The sequence below is a fragment of the Ruegeria sp. YTSA108 genome (assembly GCF_059610185.1).
The window spans coordinates 122,072-141,349 of the sequence record NZ_JBXWND010000002.1; the positions used below are offsets into that span (position 1 = coordinate 122,072).

The following is a 19,278-nucleotide window of genomic DNA, read 5'->3' on the forward strand; positions in this document are numbered from 1 at the left end:
GCTCTCCTCGTCGGTTTGGCGCCCACTGAACGCCCGGTTGCGGGTTATGTTGTGTTCGCTTCATTTGTCAGGTGGTGGTGGACCTGTCAAGGGCCGGCGCGAGGGGCCAGCCCCTCGCGCTCCCCGAGGTATTTCTGGCCAGATGAAGGGGGATCTGGGAATTGCACTTGGGGGTGGGGCGTGCATGATATCGGAAAAAGAAAAGAGGGTGTCATGGCAGCGACGAATTTTCTGGAAACGGCGCAGGGACGGCGGCTGGCCTATCATAAAAGCGAGGGCACCGGGCCGACCATCGTGTTTCTGGGTGGGCTCAAATCCGATATGGAGGGCACCAAGGCGGTGCATTTGGAGGCCTGGGCGAAGGGGCGTGGCCATTCATTTCTGCGGTTCGACTATTCAGGTCACGGTGAAAGCGGGGGCACGTTCGAAGAAGGATGCATTGGTGACTGGCATGAGGATACGCTGGCCGCGATCACGGAATTGACGGATGGACCGCTGATTGTTGTTGGCTCGTCCATGGGGGGGTGGCAGGCGCTGCTGTTGGCCAAAGCGCTGCCAGATCGGATTCAGGGAATGGTGACCATCGCTGCTGCGCCGGATTTTACCGAGGACGGGTATTGGGCTTCATTCTCGGAAAACCAGAAACAGGCACTGGAATCTGTTGGCCATGTAGAGCTGCCTTCGGACTATATGGAGCCTTACATCGTGACCAAACGGATGATCGAAGATGGTCGCCAACATTTGGTCCTGCGCAAGCCTCTGCATCTGCCTTTTCCTGTGCGGTTTTTGCAAGGTACCGAAGACACAGCGGTTTCAACCGGAACAGCAGTGCGCCTGATTGAACATGCGTTCGGGCCCGATATGCGCCTGTCATTGATCAAGCACGCCGATCATCGCTTTTCGGATGGCCCATGCCTGGGGTTGATCGAACAAGCCGTTCTCGATGTGATGGCAGCCCAATAATGCGGATATTGGGTCGCGTTTTTCTGACATTGATCGTTGCGTTTGGCCTGATCTTTTGGTTTGGCCCGCGTGAGAAGGTTGATCTGGCCCCAACATTTGACGCGCGCAAATTCGGTGAAGGGGTGCAGGTCTATTTCGAAAGTGTGGAATCTGCATTCGCCGACATCATTCCGGGGGTCGAAAAGCGAGTTATTTGGCAAGAGGGCTATAAAGAGCAGCGAACACCTGTTTCGATTCTGTATCTGCACGGGTTTTCTGCATCATCCGAAGAGATCCGACCGGTTCCCGATCTGCTCGCCGAAACGTTGGGCGCCAATCTGGTCTACACGCGGTTGCAGGGTCATGGTCGCGGAGGGGATGCAATGGGTGAGGCGACGGCCTCGGGTTGGATGCAGGATCTTGCCGAAGGGCTGGCTGCCGCACGGGCGGTTGGGGATAAGGTCGTGGTGATTTCGACATCAACCGGCGGCACGTTGGCAGCTGCGGCCGCACTGAATGAAGAACTGAGCCAAAACGTTGCAGGGATCGTATTTGTTTCTCCGAATTTCGGCGTTAAAGCGGCCGGAGCATGGATACCCGGATTGCCTTGGGCGCGCATTTGGTTGCCCCTGATTATGGGTGAAACCCGGGGCGTCGCAGGGGTGAACCCGGAAATGAACAAATTCTGGTCGGCGGTCTACCCTTGGCAGGCCGTGGTGCCGATGACAGTGCTGGTGGATGTGGTCTATGCGCTGGATTTTTCAGACGCAAGGGTTCCCGCGTTGTTCTGGTTCTCGAATGAAGATCAGGTCGTGCGTGCCGACCTGACCCACGAGATTGCCAAAGCATGGGGCGCCCCTGCGTCGGTTGTGCTGGTAACAATGGGGCCCGGGGACGATCCTAATTCCCATGTGATCGCCGGGCGGTTGATGTCTCCGGGGCAGACCGACGATGTGGTGGCTGGTATTCTGAGATGGCTGAATACCTTGGGGATCGAGTGAGGAAGAAACAATGCGCAGACCAGGCAGTATGTGGAGCCTTGAAACCCTCGGTCGTGTGCGTCTGTCCCGTCATTTTTTCATGCGCGATTTTCTGTATTCGGAAATAGGCAATTTTCACGAAAAGCAGAATTTTCCTGACGATCCCGACCTTGCCATCGAAACCGGAAAGGCGCTTTGCGAAACCCTGCTGGACCCGCTTGAGGAGACCTTTGGCCGGATTGCCGTACGATCCGGCTATCGCTCGGCATCATTGAACCGTTTCGGTAATGAAAACCGGCTGAATTGCGCGCGAAATGATAACCCGCTGGAATGTCACATCTGGGATCGCGCGGTGGGTGATGATCGGATTGCCGGTGCATCGATCGTGATCCCATGGTTTGCGGATCAATATGAGGTGGGGCGGGATTGGCGGGATTTGGCGTGGTGGATGCACGACCATCTGGAATATTCCGAAATCTGGTTCTTTCCAAAACTCTGTGCTTTCAATCTGGTCTGGAGGCCTGTGCCTCATAAGCGCATCGACAGCTATATCGCGCCGCGGGGCTGCCTTCTGCGCCCAGGAGGCACGCCTGGCGAGGGTGAACTTGAGCGGCAAAGACGATATGCGGACTTCCCCGCTTTTCGCGGTATCCGCTACCCCTGAACTTTAACTTGCCGAACCATACAAAACCTCTCATCCTGAAACTAATGACGACGATTTGAGTGACTTTTCCAAAGGAGGCGTTGTTTGATCGAGCCGTTGGTTCTTTTGCCCGGTTTGATGTGTGATGCGCGGGTATTTGAGCATCAGATGCGCGCCCTGTCACGTGATCGCGCCGTGACGGTCGCTTCGGTTTCGACTGCTGAACGGATTGAAGAGATCGCGCGGGGCCTATTGGTTCAGTTGCCACAACGCTTTGCATTGGCGGGCCTAAGCCTGGGCGCCGTAGTCGCTTTGGAAATTGTCCGATGTGCACCCGAGAGGGTGTCGCGCTTGTGTCTGATGGCTTCGGATGCGCATTCGGAATCGCCCCAGACCGCAGCCGCGCGGGAGGAGCTGCTGGTCGCCGCCAAGATGGGTCGGTTAGAGGAAGTGATGCGTCGGCTGATTGGATCGGATTCGCTGGCCCCGGGGCCTCGACGTATTCCCATTCTTGCTGATGTCATCTCGATGGCGTTGGATTTGGGCCCGCAGGTGTTCGAGCGTCAGATTCGTGCGCTGCAGCGTCGCCCGGATCAGCAGGGCAACCTGCGCCGGATCACGGCCCCGACTTTGGTGCTATGTGGGGCGCATGACACGGTTGTTCCGGTGCGAAGGCATGCGTTCATGGCGGACCTGATCCCAAATGCAGAACTGCACGTCATCAAGGATGCAGGACATTTGCCTACGTTGGAATCGCCTGAAAATGTCACCGAGGCGCTGAAGACCTGGCTCAGCGTGAAGCCTGCGCTGGATTACGCGTAGAGCGCTTTACGCTGTTCTTTGCTTAGAATGACCGGGGTTGAGATCGTCTGGCCCGTATGCTGATCAAAGAACGGGGTGTCCCTCCAGCTGCCAGAAAGCCGGGATTTTAGTACCCGCGTAACAATCCCGGCGACAGCGTAACCCAGTCGCTTGTGTTTGTGTTTTCCATCGGCCTGCGGAATGAACCCTTGGGTCGTAACCGGCCCTAAACAGTCCGGATCGGAAACTCGTTTCACATCAAAGCCCGCAAACGGAAATTTTGGAGTATTTGATGTCGTCGCCAGCGGTGCATTGCAGCAGCTGGCATACCAGCGCAGCATCCCCTTGGGGCCAAGGCGCATCGCGGCCAGGTGTTCGATGCCGCCGTCGATCCTGATTTCTTCAGGGGCCATTTGGAAAATGTCCACCGGTTCCGGCGCAGGGTCCGGTTGCCCGAAATATATCTGCGCGGCCCGGCAATCACGGCAAAAGCAGACTACATGCGTGCCGTACTGAACGCCTCTGGCTGTAATGCTGCCAAAGAGTTTTCCACAGTTGCAGGCGAAAGCCGTCTGTTTGGCGACTTTCTTTCCCATCGGCGTTAGGCCACTTTGTTGCGGTTGGCCGCTTTGCGCGAGGGTTTGCGGGCGTTGGCGTTCATAAATTCGATCACCAATGGGCGGATATTGTCGCGCCAGCTGCGGCCGGCGAAGATGCCATAGTGACCTGCGCCAGGTTCGACATGGCTGGCTTTTTTCGAATCCGGCAGCCCTGTACACAGCTCGAGCGCAGCAATGCACTGGCCAGGGGCCGAGATGTCGTCATTCGCACCTTCGACTGTTTTGACAGCAACGTTTGTAATTTTGCCGATATCTACCTTGTGCCCTGCAACAACAAACTCGTTGCGCGCGATTTCGCGGTTTTTGAAGACGCGTTCGACGGTTGAAAGGTAGAACTCGGCGGTCATGTCCATGACGGCGAGGTATTCATCGTAGAATCTGTTATGGGCATCGTGATCCGAAGCCTCGTCCCGCATAACCCTCTGGATCTGCTCGGAAAACGCCTGAGAATGCCGGTCCGAATTCATCGACATGAACGAGGCCAACTGCAGCAGGCCGGGATACACCATGCGCCCGACGCCCTTATACTTGAAGCCGACGCGCTGAATCATGGTTTCTTCCAGCTGCCCCATTGTCACGCGACGGCCAAAATCGGTCACGTCGGTAGGTGTGGCATCCGGGTCAACAGGTCCGCCGATCAATGTCAGCGTGCTGGGTTGGGCTTTGGGTTCGACCTCGGCCAGATAGGCTGTGGCGGCCAGAGTCAGCGGCGCCGGTTGGCAGACGGCTACAACGTGGGTGTCCGGTCCCAATTCTTTCATGAAATCGACAAGGTAAAGTGTATAATCCTCTACATCAAACTTACCTTCGGACACGGGGATATCGCGCGCATTATGCCAGTCTGTGATATAAACTTCGCAATTCACCAAGAGGCTTTTTACGGTGGACCGAAGCAAAGTGGCGTAATGTCCAGACATCGGGGCGACCAACAGCACCTTGCGGGGCTGTTCGGCGCGGCCATTGACACGTATATGTATCAAATCACCAAAAGGGCGTTCGATCACCGGGACAATATCGACCAGATGATCCTTGCCGTCTTCGCAAGTGAATGTACGGATTCCCCAGTCGGGTTTTACAACCATGCGCTGGAACGTCCGCTCAGTCACCTCGCCCCAGGCGGCCATCATGCTGAACGCAGGGTTGGGCACCATCGAAAACAGCGGATAAGAAGCCATGGCACTTGCCGTAGCACCCATCCACTGATTGGTGTTGCGCATCGTTTCCATCAGATCGTAGGTCATCATGTAGCGCATGAAATGGGCCTCCTGAGTGTCAGCCTGATAATTCGGACCATTCGTCGCTTTGCCCCCCGACGCCCACGACGTTATTCTGCATAGCAGCGAGGTTAGGGTGGAATTGTTAAAATGACAACAAGTGAAGATAACGCGCCAGAGCTGTCCGAGGAACACCTTGAACGGATTAGAGAAAATATGACGAAAGTCGAAGAATTGTCGAAAAGGCTGATCGATGTGATGGCTGGCAAAGAGGCGCACACTCCCGCGTTGGACGGTCCGAATCAAGATCTTTTCGCAAGAGCAGCAACTTCGTATTTCGCCGAAGCGTGGCAGAATCCCGCCAAGCTTCTGGAACATCAGGTCGCCTTCTGGGGACAATCCGTTATGAACTTCGCTGAGGCTCAGCAGGCGCTGGCCGCCGGCGGGGTCGAGGACAGCGAACCCGGACCCAAGGATAAAAGGTTCTCAAACCCTCTTTGGGACACCAACCCCTATTTCCGGTTTATTCGCCAGCAGTATCAGACAAATGCCGATGCAATCGCGCAGGCGGTTGCTTCGGTCGACGATCTGGACGGCAAGGACAAGCAGAGGCTGCATTTCTTTTCGCAACAGATCATTGACTTGATGTCTCCGACGAATTTTCTGGCCTCCAATCCCGACGCGCTGGAAAAGGCGGTCGAGACGGAAGGGCAATCGCTGATCAAAGGGCTAGAGAATCTAGTTGCGGACCTAGAAGCCAATAATGGTGAAATGGTTGTCAGACTGGCGGATGAATCCGCGTTCAAGCTTGGCGAGAATATCGCGACAACTCCGGGCGACGTGGTCTATCGCAACAGGCTTATGGAGTTGATCCAGTACAAACCCACGACCGAGACCGTACACGAAACCCCGATCGTTCTGTTTCCGCCTTGGATCAACAAATACTATATTCTGGACCTTAAGGCGCAGAACAGCCTCATCAAATGGGTGACCGAACAAGGCTATACCCTGTTTGTTGTAAGTTGGGTAAATGCGGATGCTTCTCATGCCGAGGTCGGTATGGGCGACTATGTCGAAGAGGGATTTCTGACCGCCATCGAGACCGTCAAGTCGATCTGTAAGGTCAAGCAGGTCAATGCGGTGGGATATTGCATTGCCGGCACCACGTTGAGCTTGACGCTGTCCCTGATGAAGCAGCGTGGCGACAAATCCATCAAATCGGCGACCTTCTTCACAACCTTGACCGATTTCGGTGAACAGGGGGAATTCACGCCGTTCCTACAGAATGACTTTGTCGATGGCATTCAAGAACAAGTGACAAAAGACGGTATCCTAAAAGCATGGGTAATAGGTCGTACCATGTCGTTCCTGCGATCGAATGACCTGATCTACGGCCCTGCCATTCGAAGCTATATGATGGGCGAGACCCCTCCGGCGTTTGATTTGCTCTACTGGAACGGGGATGGCGCAAATCTTCCGGGCAAAATGGCAATCGAGTATTTGCGGGGGCTTTGCCAGAACAATCAATTTGTGACCGACGGTTTCGATTTGCTTGGGCACAAACTGCATATCCGCGACGTTGATGTTCCTTTGATGGCCATCAGCTGTGAAACCGACCATATCGCCGCCTGGAAAGATTGTTATCGGGGTGTGCAGCAGATGGGGTCACGTTCGAAGACGTTTGTCGTTTCGGAATCCGGTCACATAGCAGGCATCGTGAACCCGCCGAGCAAGAAGAAATACGGCCACTACACCAACCCTGATCTGAATGCGGATGCCGATGCATGGATGAAAGAGGCCGATTTTCATAAAGGGTCCTGGTGGCCGCAGTGGGAAGCTTGGCTGAAGAAGAGATCCGGCAAGCAAATCCCCGCGCGCCAAGTGGGCGATTCGGGATACGCTTCCCTGGCCGAAGCACCAGGAACCTATGTTTTGGTGAAGGCAACAGATTGATTTTTAACAGTTTAGAAAAGTATTGCTGCAGTGCAGCAAGAAAAAACTTGCAATGCTGCGATGCAGCAACGATATTGTCCTCAAGCTGATGAAGCCCGGGGTTGGCCCGGATCGGCAAGCAAAGGATTTGGACAATGGCAAAGACTCAAGACTTTACCGCGACCCTGAAAGACATGATGGGTGCATTCCCTGTTGACACCACCGCTCTGGAAGGTGCGTTCAACACCACCGCGACCCTGAACGAAAAGCTGTCTGGCGTTGCTCTGGAAGCGGCTGAGAAATCGGCTGAGATTTCGAACAAATGGACCAAGGAAACCCTGGCCAAACTGTCCGATATGTCGAAAGCGAAATCTGACCCTGCAGATTACGCAAAAGCTGCAACCGACTACGCAAGCGCGTCGGCTGAAGTTGCTGCTGAAAACCTGGCTGCTTTCGCTGAAATCGCGAAAAAAGTTCAGTCGGAAACCGTTGAGCTGCTGATGGCTGCTGGCAAAAACGCTGCAGAAGACGCAACTGCCGTTGTCAAAAAAGCAACCAACGACGTGTCCACTGCTGCGAAAAAAGCAGCTGGCGCCAAGTAAGGTAAGATAGCGAGGCGCACCCACTCCTCCCATTTGGTGCAATCGCGTTGGGCGGGTCGAAAGACCTGCCCTTTCTTTTTGTTCTGCACTCGCATAATCTCTGCTGCAATGCATCATTCCTTGGGGAGGGTAGACGGTGTCAGAACAAGAAAAACCGTTGCTAATCAAACGATATGCCAGCCGTCGGCTGTATAACACTGAAACCAGTGACTATGTCACGCTCGAAGATATTGCGGCATTCATACGTGACGGTCGCGAAGTTCAGATCATAGACCTGAAGACTGGGGATGATCTGACACGGCAATATCTGCTTCAAATCATTGCCGAGCATGAAAGCCGCGGTGAGAATGTCCTGCCGGTGAACGTGCTGAACGATCTTGTGCGCAGCTATATGTTGCCGGGCGGAGGAGTGATGCCGCAATTCCTGCAAAGCTCGTTCGAAATGCTGCGCGAAAGCCAAAGCAAAATGATGGAAAACATGTCTGCGATGAATCCGATGACCCAGATTCCGGGTTTCGAAGCACTGCAAGCGCAGCAAAAGGCATTTCTGAAGGCGATGACCAGCGGCATTTCCGGCAGTTGGTCCAGTTCGGAAACGGATAGCGAGGCCAAACCCCAGTCGAGTGAGGATCTGGACGACATCAAGAAGCAGTTGGCGGAGTTGCAGCAAAAGCTGTCTAAACTGAACTGAATTTGTCCATACAATGAAATAGGCCCGCCGCTGGCGGGCCTTTTCGTTTGAATTCAGCTTATTCAGGTTCCAAATGCGATTTTCGGGGCGGTAATTTCCCCTACTGAAGCCAACAGAATATCAGCGATCACATCCAGTTCCGCGCCTGTCAGGCGTACAGGCAGGCGCACGTCGCAAGCTTTCATCAGCATGTTTCGCGTTTGTGGCAGCTCGATCTGTTCCGGCAGGAATTGCCAGTTCCAAAAGGCACGGGCGTTGTCTTCACTCAGGCCGAATACCTGAACTTTCACCCCGCGTGCTTCGGATGCTGCGGCAAAGGCGCGGATATCATCATCGCTTAGGTCAACCAGATTGAACTGGATCGAGTCCGGCGCCCGGCGTTCTGGCACCAGCGGGGCAGGCACGTTGATATAGGGCGATGAGTTCAGGCGCTCTGCCACATAGTCGTGGTTTTGCAACCCATCGCGGACACGGCGTGCCAATTCAGGCATCTGGGGACGGATTACTGCAGCGCTCAGGTTGCTCATCCGCAGGTTATACAGCGGCAACTGGTTCTGCCAGCGGCCAAAGGCCTCTTCGAGTTCCAATGAGTTGTCGCCACGCGGACCTTTGTGTTTCTTCCAGTTATGTTCGTAGGCGCCGGACATGATCACGGCACGCGCCACCAGATCAGCGTCGTCGGTTATCAGAATGCCACCTTCGCCCGCATTGATCATCTTGTAGGACTGAAACGAGAAACAGCCGATCTTGCCAATCGTCCCAATATTGCGACCATGCCAAGTTGTCCCCAGCGAATGGGCTGCGTCCTCGATCACCGGAATGTCGCGCGCGCTGCACAGGGTCATGATCGCGTCCATATCCGAAGTATGTCCGCGCATATGGCTAATGATCACGGCCTGCACGTTATCCAGTTTGGCGGCAAAGTCATCCATGTCGATGCGATAATTGTCACCCACCTCACACAATACGGGGATGCAATCCGCATGTATGACCGATGAGGGCACCGCCGCAAAGGTAAAGCCCGGTATCAGCACCCGCGCGTCCCGCGGCAGACCCAGCGCCTTGAGCGACAGGAACAGTGCCGCCGAGCAGGACGATACAGCCAGCGCATATTTCGTGCCCAGCAGTTCCGCGAATTCCGACTCGAGCATCGCAACCGGAGCGTCCTGCGGCGCAGTGTAGCGGAACAGGTCGCCTGACTGCATCAGGGCATCAATGGCGTCGCGGGCGGCCGCGGGGATGGGTTCGGCGTCATGGACGTTAGGAGGCAGCGTCATATTTGGCATTCCTGAATTCTATCTTTGGGAAAGATAAAGCTAATGAAGTGTCAATCCAAGCCCTTAATCTTCAGGGTGGCGAAATTTCACTATTCTGTCGTAGTCAGAGAGACACAGATTGGCTTACCCCGCGTAGCGGGAAATTCTTTTGAACTTGCAACTTTGGGGGAAGTAAGGTGGCAATGGATCTTCTTTGACGTTGTTCTCGTATGATGGGTTGGATCACTGCATTGACTATCATTCGTTTGGCCGTTTGGGGCGCGCTTTCAACTTTCGCTTCGGCGGTTCACGCAGATTATCTTCCGTCGGATGGCACTGAAGTTGCGCCGCTTCAGATGTTTCAGGAATGCGATGTTTGCCCTGAAATGATTGTCTTGCCTTTGGGTGAGTTTCTGATGGGTGGACCGCCGGGAGAATCGAAACGAAACTTTCATTGGGATGAAAAAGGGCTTCGCCCCGCGACACCGGAAGAGCCGTATATCGCACATCATGAAGGTCCGGTTCATAAGGTCACGATAGATATGCCCGTCGCCATGGGGCGGAATGAGGTTACCCGTGATGAGTGGATGGCCTGCGTTGAAGATGGGGGATGTAGCAAATATGTGCCGGAAGATTTTGTAATCGGCGATAGTTTTGAGCGCATAGATCTTACGGGCAATCATCCAGTGAATGATGTGTCTTATTTGGATGCTTTGGCCTACACGGATTGGCTGAACAAAAAACTCGGGATAGATGCCTACCGCTTACCAACGGAAGCCGAATGGGAATATGCCGCCCGTGCCGGAACGCAGACTCCTTTTGCGCAAGGAGAGGAAGTTACGACGGATCAGGCCAATTTCCATGCCAAACCGACAGAAGAGATGATTGGTGAAAAGCGGCCGGATTTAGTGTGGCGCGGTTACCCAGTTCGCGTTGATGAACTTGATGCCTCCAATGCTTGGGGTCTTCGGCATATGTCGGGGAATGTCGGGGAAAGAACGATGTCCTGCTGGACAGCGACGCACCCGGGTTGGTCGACTTCCAGCCAGCACTTAGAGATGGCGAGATCAGTCGATTGTCACAGGCGGGTTGTAAAAGGCGGTTCTTATCCATTTGCTATGGATTTTTCGCGCGCTGCAAGTCGCGGTGGGGCGGGCATTGATTGGCGGTCAAAATTGACGGGCTTTCGTATCCTGAGAGAGTTTAAGTGAGTTTCTCTGACAATCTCGAAATCAGAATCCCAGCCGGTCCCGCAGGGAAAACCATGTCATCGCCAGCACTAGCAACGGGCTGCGTAGGGCTGCGCCGCCCGGAAAGGGCAAGGCGGGCACGCGGGACATGGTGTCGAACCCCTCGGCCTGGCCCTGAATGGCCATCGCCATCAACTGCCCGGCATGGGTGGCCGTGCCGACCCCATGGCCGGAATAGCCCGAGGCCGACAGGATATTGGGCGCAACCCGCGTCAGATAGGGCATCCGCCGCATAGTGATGCCCAGAGTACCGCCCCAGGCATAGTCGATTTTCACATCGCGCAGATGCGGGAAAATCTCGGTCATCGGTTTGCGCACCTTGGAGGCGATATCTGTCGGGAAGCGGTAGCCATAGCTTTCTCCGCCGCCAAATAGCAGGCGGTTGTCGGCGCTGAGGCGGAAGTAATTTACCACAAACTTGGTATCGGCGACGGCGACATCCCGGGTCAGGACGCGGGCGGCATCGGTGCCCAAAGGCTCGGTCGCGGCGATGAAATTGTTGATCGGCATGACGCGCGACGCCACTTTGCCGTTCAGATCGCCGAGATACCCGTTGCAGGCCAATATGACGTGGTTGGCCGTCACCTTTCCCTGTGGGGTTTGCACGATGGCCAGATCGACTTCGTCGATCCCGGTGACCTCGGTACCCTCAAAGATGCGCACGCCGGCCTTGGCTGCGGCCTGCGCCAGACCCAGAGCAAAGTTCAACGGATGCAGGTGCGCCGCGCCCATGTCCAGATAACCGCCGCGATAGGTGGGCGACGGGCAGAGACCATGCGCGGCGCCTTCGTCCAGCAGCTCCATATGGTCATACCCATATCGCGCCGACAGATGCGCGGCGTGATCGTGGAGGTCTTGCTGATCCCCGGTGCTGAGGCCCAGAACCGCCACGCCCGGTTTCAGATCACAGTCGATTTTGTGCTTTTCGATCAGCGATTTGACCAGATCCTTGGCATCTTCAGCCAGATCCCACAGCTTGGCGGCATCGTCATCGCCGACCAGGCGTTCAAGGTCTTCCTGATCCATCCGCTGGGCGCTGCCCAGCTGCCCGCCATTGCGGCCTGACGCTCCGAAACCAACGCGATGCGCCTCAAGCAGCACGACGTCGAACCCGGCCTCGGCCAGATGCAGCGCGGCGGACAGGCCAGTATAGCCGCCACCGACCACACAGACATCCGCTTTGGTATCCCCAGCAAGCGCGGGAAAACGGTCGAGCGTGTTGGCCGTCGCGGCATACCAGCTGGCCGGATACTCGGCCTTGCGGTCGTTGGAATAGAGGAGATTCATCGCGGCTTAAACGTTCATGAGCAGGTGCTCACGCTCCCACGGAGAGATGACCTGTAGAAATTCTTCATACTCGGCACGTTTGACAATGCCATAGACGCGGGCAAATTCCGGACCCAGCACCTCGTGCAGGGCGGTGGCCTGATCAAACAGGTCCAGCGCATTGCCCATGACCTGCGGGATATCACCGTCACCTTCGTAGGCGTCGCCATAAAACTGACGGCGCGGACGTTCCTGCTGGGTCAGGCCGAGATAGCCGCAGGCGAGCGACAAGGCGATGCCCAGATAAGGGTTGCAGTCCATGCCTGCGATACGATTTTCAACGCGCCGCGCCTCGGGGCCGGACAGGGGAACACGGATGCCGGTCGTGCGGTTGTCACGAGCCCATTCCAGATTGATCGGCGCGGCATGGTCTTTCACATAGCGGCGGTACGAGTTCACATAAGGTGCCATGACTGCCAGGCCTGCAGGCAAGTGGTTTTGCAGCCCTGCAATGAAGTTATAGAATGCATCCGTTTCGCCGCCCTGAGGTCCGGAAAAGATATTCTGTCCGGTTTCGATCTCGGTGATCGAGTGGTGGATGTGCATGGCCGATCCGGGCTCATCCGCAATCGGTTTCGCCATGAAGGTCGCAAAGCAGTTGTGTCGCAACGCGGCTTCGCGGATCAGGCGTTTGAAATAGAACACTTCATCTGCCAACTTGACCGGATCACCATGGCGCAGGTTGATTTCAAGCTGTCCGGCGCCGCCTTCCTGGGTGATGCCGTCAATCTCGAATCCCTGATGTTCGGCAAAGTCATAGATGTCGTCGATCACCGGGCCGAATTCATCCACCGCTGTCATCGAATAGGCCTGCCGCGCGGCCGCCGGACGACCCGAACGGCCCATCATCGGTTTGATCCCCTGCGCGGGGTCGACATTGGGGGCGACCAGAAAGAACTCCATCTCTGGCGCGACAATCGGTTTCCAGCCTTTGTCGTGATACATTTTTACGACGCGCTTCAACACGTTGCGTGGGCTGAACGGGATCGGCTCTCCGTCCCGGTCATAGGCGTCGTGGATCACCTGCAGTGTCCAGTCACCCGTCCAAGGAGCAGCGGAAGCAGTCGAAAAGTCAGGCTTAAGGATCATGTCCCGTTCAATGAAGCCGTCCTCTCCGGCGGCTTCGCCCCAGTCCCCGGTGATAGTCTGGTAAAAGATACTATCGGGTAGATGGAAGTAGGACTGGCGTGCAAATTTGGTGGCCGGAACCGCTTTCCCGCGCGCGATGCCGGGCAGGTCAGAGATGATGCACTCGACCTCATCCAATCGGTGACCTTCAAAATAGGTACGGGCTGCCTGTGGCAGTTGTTCTGTCCAATCGGCCATCAGGCCCTCTCTTTCTTCAAAAACTCTGCCATGAACTGTCCGATCTTCGGACTGTCGTCGCGGGTGGGCAGGCGGTCGGCGGCGGCCTGCATCAGATTGTCTGGAACGACACCTTTGCCGCGTGTGTCCATCAGCCCTTCGATGAAGCTGTCGCCATACTCCGGGTGGGCCTGAACGGTCCAGATCGTGTCGCCATAGGCCAGCATGGCATTCTGGCAAAAGGCGTTCGAACCGGTTACTTGTGCACCGGCGGGCAGCTCTACCACCTGGTCCTGATGCCAGGCATTCAAAGTGACGGTCTGTCCGTCCAAATCGTAGTCCGTCCGCCCCACGGCCCAGCCCTGTTTGAACTTTTCAACTTTTCCGCCAAGGGCTTGCGCAATGACTTGATGACCAAAGCATATGCCGATCAGGGGTTTGCCGCTTTGATGGATGTCGCGGATCAGCGCTTCGAGCTTGCGAATCCAGGCATGGTCCTCATAGGCGCCATAGCGCGAGCCGGTGATGATCCATCCATCGGCATCGTCAAAACTTTGCGGAAAGTGATCGTCGACAACAGCATAGGTCACAAACTCAAAGCCGTTGCCATCCAGCAGCGCGCGAAACATGCCGTCATACTCACCGAACTGATCGTGCAATTCGTCAGGGGGGTGGCCGGTTACAAGGATACCGATTTTCATGGGTCACCAAATTTGATCAAATTTATTCTAGCTGAGCAGAACGAAGCGAGCAAGGGGCTCAAACCGCCTCGAGATAACTTAGCCAATGCTCCTCGGGTGGGCGTTCGTTAAAGCGCAGGATCTCTTGTCGCTTTGTCATGGCGAGATTGCTGATCAGCGGGGCGGGAAAGATGCGCGCAACTTGCGGATCGGTTTCAAGGGCGGTGATGGCTGAAGCCCAGTCGCCAGCGAGTTGCGGCAGGCCGTCGATCTCATAGGCGTTGCCCGTGATCGGAGCTGGCGGTTCAGTTCCGTCCTCGATGCCGTTCAGCGCCGCACCGAGTACGGCGCTCAGCATGAGGTAGGGATTGATGTCACCACCAGCAACACGATGTTCGATCCTGCGGGCAGAGGGCGCGCCGCCGGGAACGCGCAGCGCGGCAGTGCGATTTTCATAAGCCCAGCATGCCTCAGTTGGGGCATGGGCGCCGGGGACAAGCCGGGTGTAGGAGTTCCCGTGCGGTGCAAAAATCAGAGTTGAACCAGGCATTGCGGACAGACATCCGGCTATGGCCGAGCGCAAAAGATCAGTGCCTTCAGGCCCGCCATTGTCAAAGATATTTTGCCCATCCTGGTCGACGACCGAAAAATGGACATGCATCCCATTGCCCGCATCCTGGGCATAGGGTTTGGCCATGAAAGTTGCGGTAAACCCATGTTTGCGCGCAAGGCCACGAGTCAACACCTTGAAAAGCAACGTATCATCTGCGCAGCGCATGGCGTCCTGATGGTTCAGGTTGATTTCAAACTGGCCAATCCCGCTTTCGGAAATGGCGGTTTGAGCTGGGATGCTCATTGCCTCGCATCCGTCATAGAGGTCTGTGAAAAAGGCGTCGAACGCATCCATTTCCGCCATGGACAGGACTGCCTCGTCGACCAACCGTCGCCCCGTCAAAGGATTGATCGGAGGCACCGGCCGTGCACCTGATGAGTCCAATAGCGTGAATTCCAGCTCGGTCGCCGCAACAACAGACCAGCCACGCTCGGCATAGCGTTGCAGCACCGAGGTCAGAGCATGGCGAGGGTCGCCGGCAAAGGGCTTGCCCTGATCGTCATACAGGGACATCAACACCAGCGCTGTTTCGGTTTCAAGCCAGGGAACTGGGACGGGGCCACGCTCGGTTGGCAGTAATATGCCGTCCGCGTCGCCTGATTCAAACACAAGCGGGCTATCCTCGATATCCGCGCCCCACAGATCAACATTCAATGCTGAAAAGGGCATCCGCACCACACCTTTACTCAGCTTGTCAGCATAAGAAGGAGGCACGCGTTTGCCGCGCAGCTGACCGTTAAGGTCGCAGGCCGCTACGCGAAAACTGTGTAGGGCGTTCAGGTCCATCGGCGTCTCCATCACTCTGGTACCCCGAGGTTTAATCGACACAAAGCGCCTTGTCACGAAATTTGATCAAATTATCCCCGCGCCGTTTTTTTCGGCGCGGGGTCGGGACCTTATGCAAAGCTTATGCCGTTCTCGGCCATCGGCAGATCGGCAATCAAGGTCCCGGACATTGCCTTGATTGCGTTCGCGAGCGCGGGGGCCGAGGGCGGCGTGCCGGGTTCGCCCACGCCTGTAGGGGCCTCGGCCGAGGGCAGGATGTGGACGTCGATTGCTGCTATATCGCCGATCCGAAGGGGCTCGTAGTCCGGGAAGTTGTATTGATCCACGGAACCGCCGGTCAGTGTGATCTGATCGCGCATCACATGCCCGATGCCATAGCCAATCCCACCTTCCATCTGGGCACGCACCACGTCGGGGTTCACCGCGATACCGCAATCGACAGCACAGGTAACCTTTTCGATCTTGATGCCGTCATCCGGATCGCCCGAGATTTCGACCACCTCAGCCACATAAGAACCAAAGGATTTGTGCACCGCAATACCTTGCGCGCGACCGGCAGGGACGTTGCCCCAATCTGCTTTCTCGGCCGCAAGTTTCAGAACTGAGGCCTTGCGCTGTTGGTCTGCATTACCCGCATCCGCCAGATGTGCGAGACGAAACTCAACCGGGTCACGGCCCGCGGCGGTGGCGGCCAAATCCATCATTGTTTCCATCGTATAGGCAGTGTGGGTATGTCCTACCGACCGCCACCATAGGACCGATGTGGCCTTGGGTGTGTCGGTCAGTCCAAGCGCCATCCCCGGAATATCATAGGGGCTGTCTGCGATGCCCTCGATCGAGCTGTGGTCGACGCCGTCATGCACTGCAACCGCCTCGAACGGGGTGCCCTTCATGATCGATTGCCCTGCGACCTGATGCTGCCATCCGACGATATTCCCCTCCGCATTCAACCCGACACGGACTTTGTGCCCGAAGGCCGGGCGGTAATACCCGCTGCGAATGTCGTCTTCCCGCGTCCAGACCAGTTTGACCGGGCGCGAGCGGTCGGTGACAACAAAGGCCAACGCGGCCTCAACCTGATAATCCGCATCCGGTGTTGCGCGACGCCCGAAAGACCCGCCGGCCAGCATCGTTCTGATGTGGATTTTCTCGGGTGGCAGCTGAAAGATTTGCTGATACGCCATGTGCGGGCCGGTTGGCATCTGAGCGCCATCATGCAGAACGATGTCACCCTCTGCTGTCTGTTCGATTGTGCAGTTCAGTGGCTCCATCGGAGCATGGGCGAGAAGCGGGTAGTAAAAAGTTTTTTCTACGACCGTATCCGCCGCGTCGATCGCAGCCGAAACCGTGGCAACATCTGCCTTGTTCACGTTATAGGTCGGCTGGGCATTCAGCGCGTCCATGATCTCGGCCTTGATCTGATCCGAGTGGCGGGTTTCAGCGCCGGACATGTCCCATTCGACCTCAAGCGCGTCACGCGCCTGAATTGCGGCCCAGGTGTTTTCGGCATAGATCGCAACGCCCGCCTGATTGGGCAATGCAGCGGCGCTGATATAGCCTTTGACCTCTTTCGATGCGTTGTCGTCAAAGCTGATAACAATACCGCCTCGCGAATCCGGCCGCTTGATCATCGCAACCATCTGATTGGGCAGGTGGACATCCATGGCGTACATCGCCTGTCCGTTGCCCTTGATTGCCGAGTCCTTGCGGCGCACCGTTTCGTTTCCGATCAGCCGGAATTCTGACGGGTCCTTCAGGCGCGGTTCGGTGGGGGCTCCCAACAGCGACGCGGCTGCCACGAAATCGGCAATCGGTGCAGATTTCTCGCCTGCTTTGACGATGCCTTCCTCAATGGTGATGCCTGATGCATCTACGCCCCATCTTTGGGCGGCGGCGTTGATCAGCATCTCACGGGCAGCAGCGCCCGCCTGGCGATATTGCTTCCAGGAGTTCGCCATTGCGGTTGACCCGCCGGTGCCCTGGAAGGGGCCGAACAGCAGGTTGTTATAGACTTGGGGGTTCGACGGCGCGAATTCGTATTTAATTTGGTCCATAGTGATGCCGATTTCCTCGGCGATAAGCGTCGGAAGGCCGGTCGCGGGGCCCTGACCCTTTTCGAAGTGTTTGACGATGGCGGTCACAGTGCCGTCTGCGTCAATCTTCACAAATGGGTTGAGCTGCGTCGTCTCGGACGAGGCCGCAGCCAGAACGCCATCGGGGCGGGCGCCAATCAGCAAGACGGCACCGGTAGCAGCAGCGCCTTTCAGAAAACCACGGCGAGAGGTATTGATGGTCATGGATCAGGCCTCCAGAATTTCGGATGCGCGTTGGATACCGGCGCGGATGCGTTGATAGGTGGCACAGCGACAAGCGTTGCCAGACATGTAGTCATCGATTTCTTCAACGCTGGGCTTTGGATTCTCGGACAGCAACCCGACCGCCGACATCACCTGACCCGACTGGCAATAGCCGCATTGAACCACGTCCAGTTCGACCCAGGCCTGCTGAACAGCAGCGCCGATATCATTGTCGCCCACGACTTCAATCGTGGTGATTTCGGCATCTTCAACATCCTCGATATACGTCTGGCACGAGCGCACCGGCTCTCCGTCCAGATGCACAGTGCAGGCCCCGCAGGATGCGACACCGCAGCCGAATTTGGTTCCTGTCATCTTCAGTTCGTCCCGGATCACCCACAGCAGGGGTGTGCCGGGCTCGGCCTCGACCGTGTGGGTCTGGCCGTTCAGTTTCAATGTTAAAGCCATTGGGGGGTCTCCTGTTGGGCTGGCTACCTGAATTAGTAAACTCATGGGTTTACTCTATTTAGGCGAGGGAGGAGTGTAAACCCGAGAGTTTACCTTACGTTTGACCGGCTCATGTCAAAGGGTCTATAGCTTTGAAGCATGAATGATCTCAGCGCACCGAAAGCATCAAAGCATGCCCAGATCATCGAGGCTGCCGTGGCCGAATTCCAGGAAAAGGGATTTTCGGCGGCCAGTATGGATCGGATCTCGGCCCGGGCCGAGGTGTCCAAACGTACATTGTACAAGTATTTCGAAAGTAAGGAAAACCTGTTCCGCTCGATCGTGGTTGAGCTGTCGAACCGCTTCTCTAAGGTTCAGGATATCAGATATGAAAAGGGCAGAGATATCCGCGCGCAACTGACAGATTTGGCTTGGGCCGAGGGGCGCATTCTGATGTCACCCGAGGTGATGGCGATGTCGCGTATGGTGATCAGCGAAACCTTGCGCAATCCCGACCTTGCGGTCGCCGCGCAGGGCAAATTGGACAAAACTGCCATCTTCTCGGCCATGCTTAAAGATGCGGCAGAGGATGGTCAGCTACGCATCGATAACCCCGACATCGCGGGTCGTGAATTCATCGGATTGATCAAGAGCAGGGCATTCTGGCCCATGGTTTTTTGCGGGACCGTACTTAGTCAGGACGAAATGTCTGATACCATTCAGCGCAGCGTCGAAATGATGATTTGCCGGTACGGTGTCGACAATCGGTAACGCGGTTGGCAGACACAAGGACGGCCCCTTTCGAATATGCTAAACCCCGGGCTGCCCGATTCGATGGGCAGGAATTTGCGGTTTCGATCCGTCTGATTGGATACCGGGTGCGACGAGGACTC

General features: G+C 56.3%; 18 protein-coding genes. 9 read left to right on the forward strand and 9 right to left on the reverse strand.

Going from position 1 to position 19,278, the window contains the following annotated elements:
• The first annotated feature begins 213 nt into the window (after window positions 1–213).
• The 4 genes from AC2FHW_RS03650 (at window position 214) to AC2FHW_RS03665 (ending at window position 3,387) form a co-directional block, all read left to right on the forward strand.
• A complete protein-coding gene (locus tag AC2FHW_RS03650) occupies window positions 214–963 on the forward strand; it encodes an alpha/beta fold hydrolase (protein WP_142632991.1) in 750 nt (249 codons plus the stop codon).
• The gene (locus AC2FHW_RS03655; RefSeq protein WP_496821438.1) at window positions 963–1,943 is read left to right on the forward strand and encodes an alpha/beta hydrolase; all 981 of its coding nucleotides are present in this window, start codon (window positions 963–965) and stop codon (window positions 1,941–1,943) included. Before AC2FHW_RS03650 ends, AC2FHW_RS03655 begins: the two co-directional genes overlap by 1 nt.
• Window positions 1,944–1,971: 28 nt before the next feature.
• Window positions 1,972–2,586 (forward strand): hypothetical protein, encoded by a 615-nt coding sequence (locus AC2FHW_RS03660; protein ID WP_496677973.1) that lies wholly within the window; start codon window positions 1,972–1,974, stop codon window positions 2,584–2,586.
• Window positions 2,587–2,670: 84 nt separating this feature from the next.
• Window positions 2,671–3,387, forward strand: a complete 717-nt coding sequence (locus AC2FHW_RS03665) for an alpha/beta fold hydrolase (RefSeq protein WP_271947870.1) — start codon at window positions 2,671–2,673, stop codon at window positions 3,385–3,387.
• On the opposite strand, the gene AC2FHW_RS03670 is transcribed toward AC2FHW_RS03665, so the two are convergent.
• Both AC2FHW_RS03670 and phaZ read right to left on the reverse strand, forming a co-directional pair.
• Window positions 3,378–3,962: a DUF6151 family protein gene (locus AC2FHW_RS03670; protein ID WP_271947868.1), complete on the reverse strand. Its 585-nt coding sequence runs from the start codon at window positions 3,960–3,962 to the stop codon at window positions 3,378–3,380. The two genes, AC2FHW_RS03665 and AC2FHW_RS03670, sit on opposite strands and share 10 nt — an antisense overlap.
• Window positions 3,963–3,967: 5 nt before the next feature.
• Window positions 3,968–5,239, reverse strand: coding sequence for a polyhydroxyalkanoate depolymerase (gene phaZ, locus AC2FHW_RS03675; protein ID WP_271947865.1), 1,272 nt, complete (start codon window positions 5,237–5,239; stop codon window positions 3,968–3,970).
• A 111-nt stretch (window positions 5,240–5,350) separates the two neighbouring features.
• On the opposite strand from phaZ, the gene AC2FHW_RS03680 reads away from it, so the two are divergent.
• From AC2FHW_RS03680 to phaR, 3 genes are all read left to right on the forward strand, one after another.
• On the forward strand, window positions 5,351–7,153 hold the full coding sequence (locus tag AC2FHW_RS03680) for a PHA/PHB synthase family protein (protein WP_496821440.1): 1,803 nt from the start codon (window positions 5,351–5,353) through the stop codon (window positions 7,151–7,153).
• Window positions 7,154–7,287: 134 nt separating this feature from the next.
• Complete coding sequence (locus tag AC2FHW_RS03685) at window positions 7,288–7,734, forward strand: phasin family protein (protein WP_142633002.1); 447 nt, start codon at window positions 7,288–7,290, stop codon at window positions 7,732–7,734.
• Between the two features lie 136 nt (window positions 7,735–7,870).
• Window positions 7,871–8,425, forward strand: a complete 555-nt coding sequence (gene phaR / locus AC2FHW_RS03690) for a polyhydroxyalkanoate synthesis repressor PhaR (RefSeq protein WP_281994416.1) — start codon at window positions 7,871–7,873, stop codon at window positions 8,423–8,425.
• A 62-nt stretch (window positions 8,426–8,487) separates the two neighbouring features.
• Here phaR and AC2FHW_RS03695 read toward each other — a convergent pair whose 3' ends face one another.
• The gene (locus AC2FHW_RS03695; RefSeq protein ID WP_496821441.1) at window positions 8,488–9,702 is read right to left on the reverse strand and encodes a DegT/DnrJ/EryC1/StrS family aminotransferase; all 1,215 of its coding nucleotides are present in this window, start codon (window positions 9,700–9,702) and stop codon (window positions 8,488–8,490) included.
• Between the two features lie 212 nt (window positions 9,703–9,914).
• Here AC2FHW_RS03695 and AC2FHW_RS03700 point away from each other — a divergent pair, with 212 nt between their 5' ends.
• Window positions 9,915–10,892: a formylglycine-generating enzyme family protein gene (locus AC2FHW_RS03700; RefSeq protein ID WP_496821443.1), complete on the forward strand. Its 978-nt coding sequence runs from the start codon at window positions 9,915–9,917 to the stop codon at window positions 10,890–10,892.
• Window positions 10,893–10,913: 21 nt separating this feature from the next.
• Here the strand turns inward: AC2FHW_RS03700 and AC2FHW_RS03705 are convergent, their stop codons facing one another.
• The 6 genes from AC2FHW_RS03705 to AC2FHW_RS03730 all read right to left on the reverse strand — a co-directional run bounded on the left by AC2FHW_RS03705 (window position 10,914) and on the right by AC2FHW_RS03730 (window position 18,406).
• Window positions 10,914–12,218 carry an NAD(P)/FAD-dependent oxidoreductase gene (locus AC2FHW_RS03705; RefSeq protein ID WP_271947850.1) on the reverse strand — a complete coding sequence of 435 codons (1,305 nt, stop codon included), beginning with the start codon at window positions 12,216–12,218 and terminating at the stop codon, window positions 10,914–10,916.
• A gap of 6 nt (window positions 12,219–12,224) precedes the next feature.
• Entirely contained in the window at window positions 12,225–13,583 is a 1,359-nt protein-coding gene (locus tag AC2FHW_RS03710; RefSeq protein ID WP_142633012.1) for a glutamine synthetase family protein, read from the reverse strand.
• The gene (locus AC2FHW_RS03715) at window positions 13,583–14,263 is read right to left on the reverse strand and encodes a type 1 glutamine amidotransferase (protein ID WP_142633014.1); all 681 of its coding nucleotides are present in this window, start codon (window positions 14,261–14,263) and stop codon (window positions 13,583–13,585) included. The genes AC2FHW_RS03710 and AC2FHW_RS03715 overlap by 1 nt, the downstream gene beginning before the upstream one ends.
• A gap of 58 nt (window positions 14,264–14,321) precedes the next feature.
• Window positions 14,322–15,641, reverse strand: coding sequence for a glutamine synthetase family protein (locus tag AC2FHW_RS03720; RefSeq protein WP_271947844.1), 1,320 nt, complete (start codon window positions 15,639–15,641; stop codon window positions 14,322–14,324).
• A 110-nt stretch (window positions 15,642–15,751) separates the two neighbouring features.
• Entirely contained in the window at window positions 15,752–17,938 is a 2,187-nt protein-coding gene (locus AC2FHW_RS03725; protein ID WP_496821445.1) for a xanthine dehydrogenase family protein molybdopterin-binding subunit, read from the reverse strand.
• A gap of 3 nt (window positions 17,939–17,941) precedes the next feature.
• Window positions 17,942–18,406 (reverse strand): (2Fe-2S)-binding protein, encoded by a 465-nt coding sequence (locus tag AC2FHW_RS03730; RefSeq protein ID WP_271947838.1) that lies wholly within the window; start codon window positions 18,404–18,406, stop codon window positions 17,942–17,944.
• 138 nt (window positions 18,407–18,544) lie between these two features.
• Here AC2FHW_RS03730 and AC2FHW_RS03735 point away from each other — a divergent pair, with 138 nt between their 5' ends.
• Window positions 18,545–19,156: a TetR/AcrR family transcriptional regulator gene (locus AC2FHW_RS03735; protein WP_271947834.1), complete on the forward strand. Its 612-nt coding sequence runs from the start codon at window positions 18,545–18,547 to the stop codon at window positions 19,154–19,156.
• Window positions 19,157–19,278: the final 122 nt, after the last annotated feature.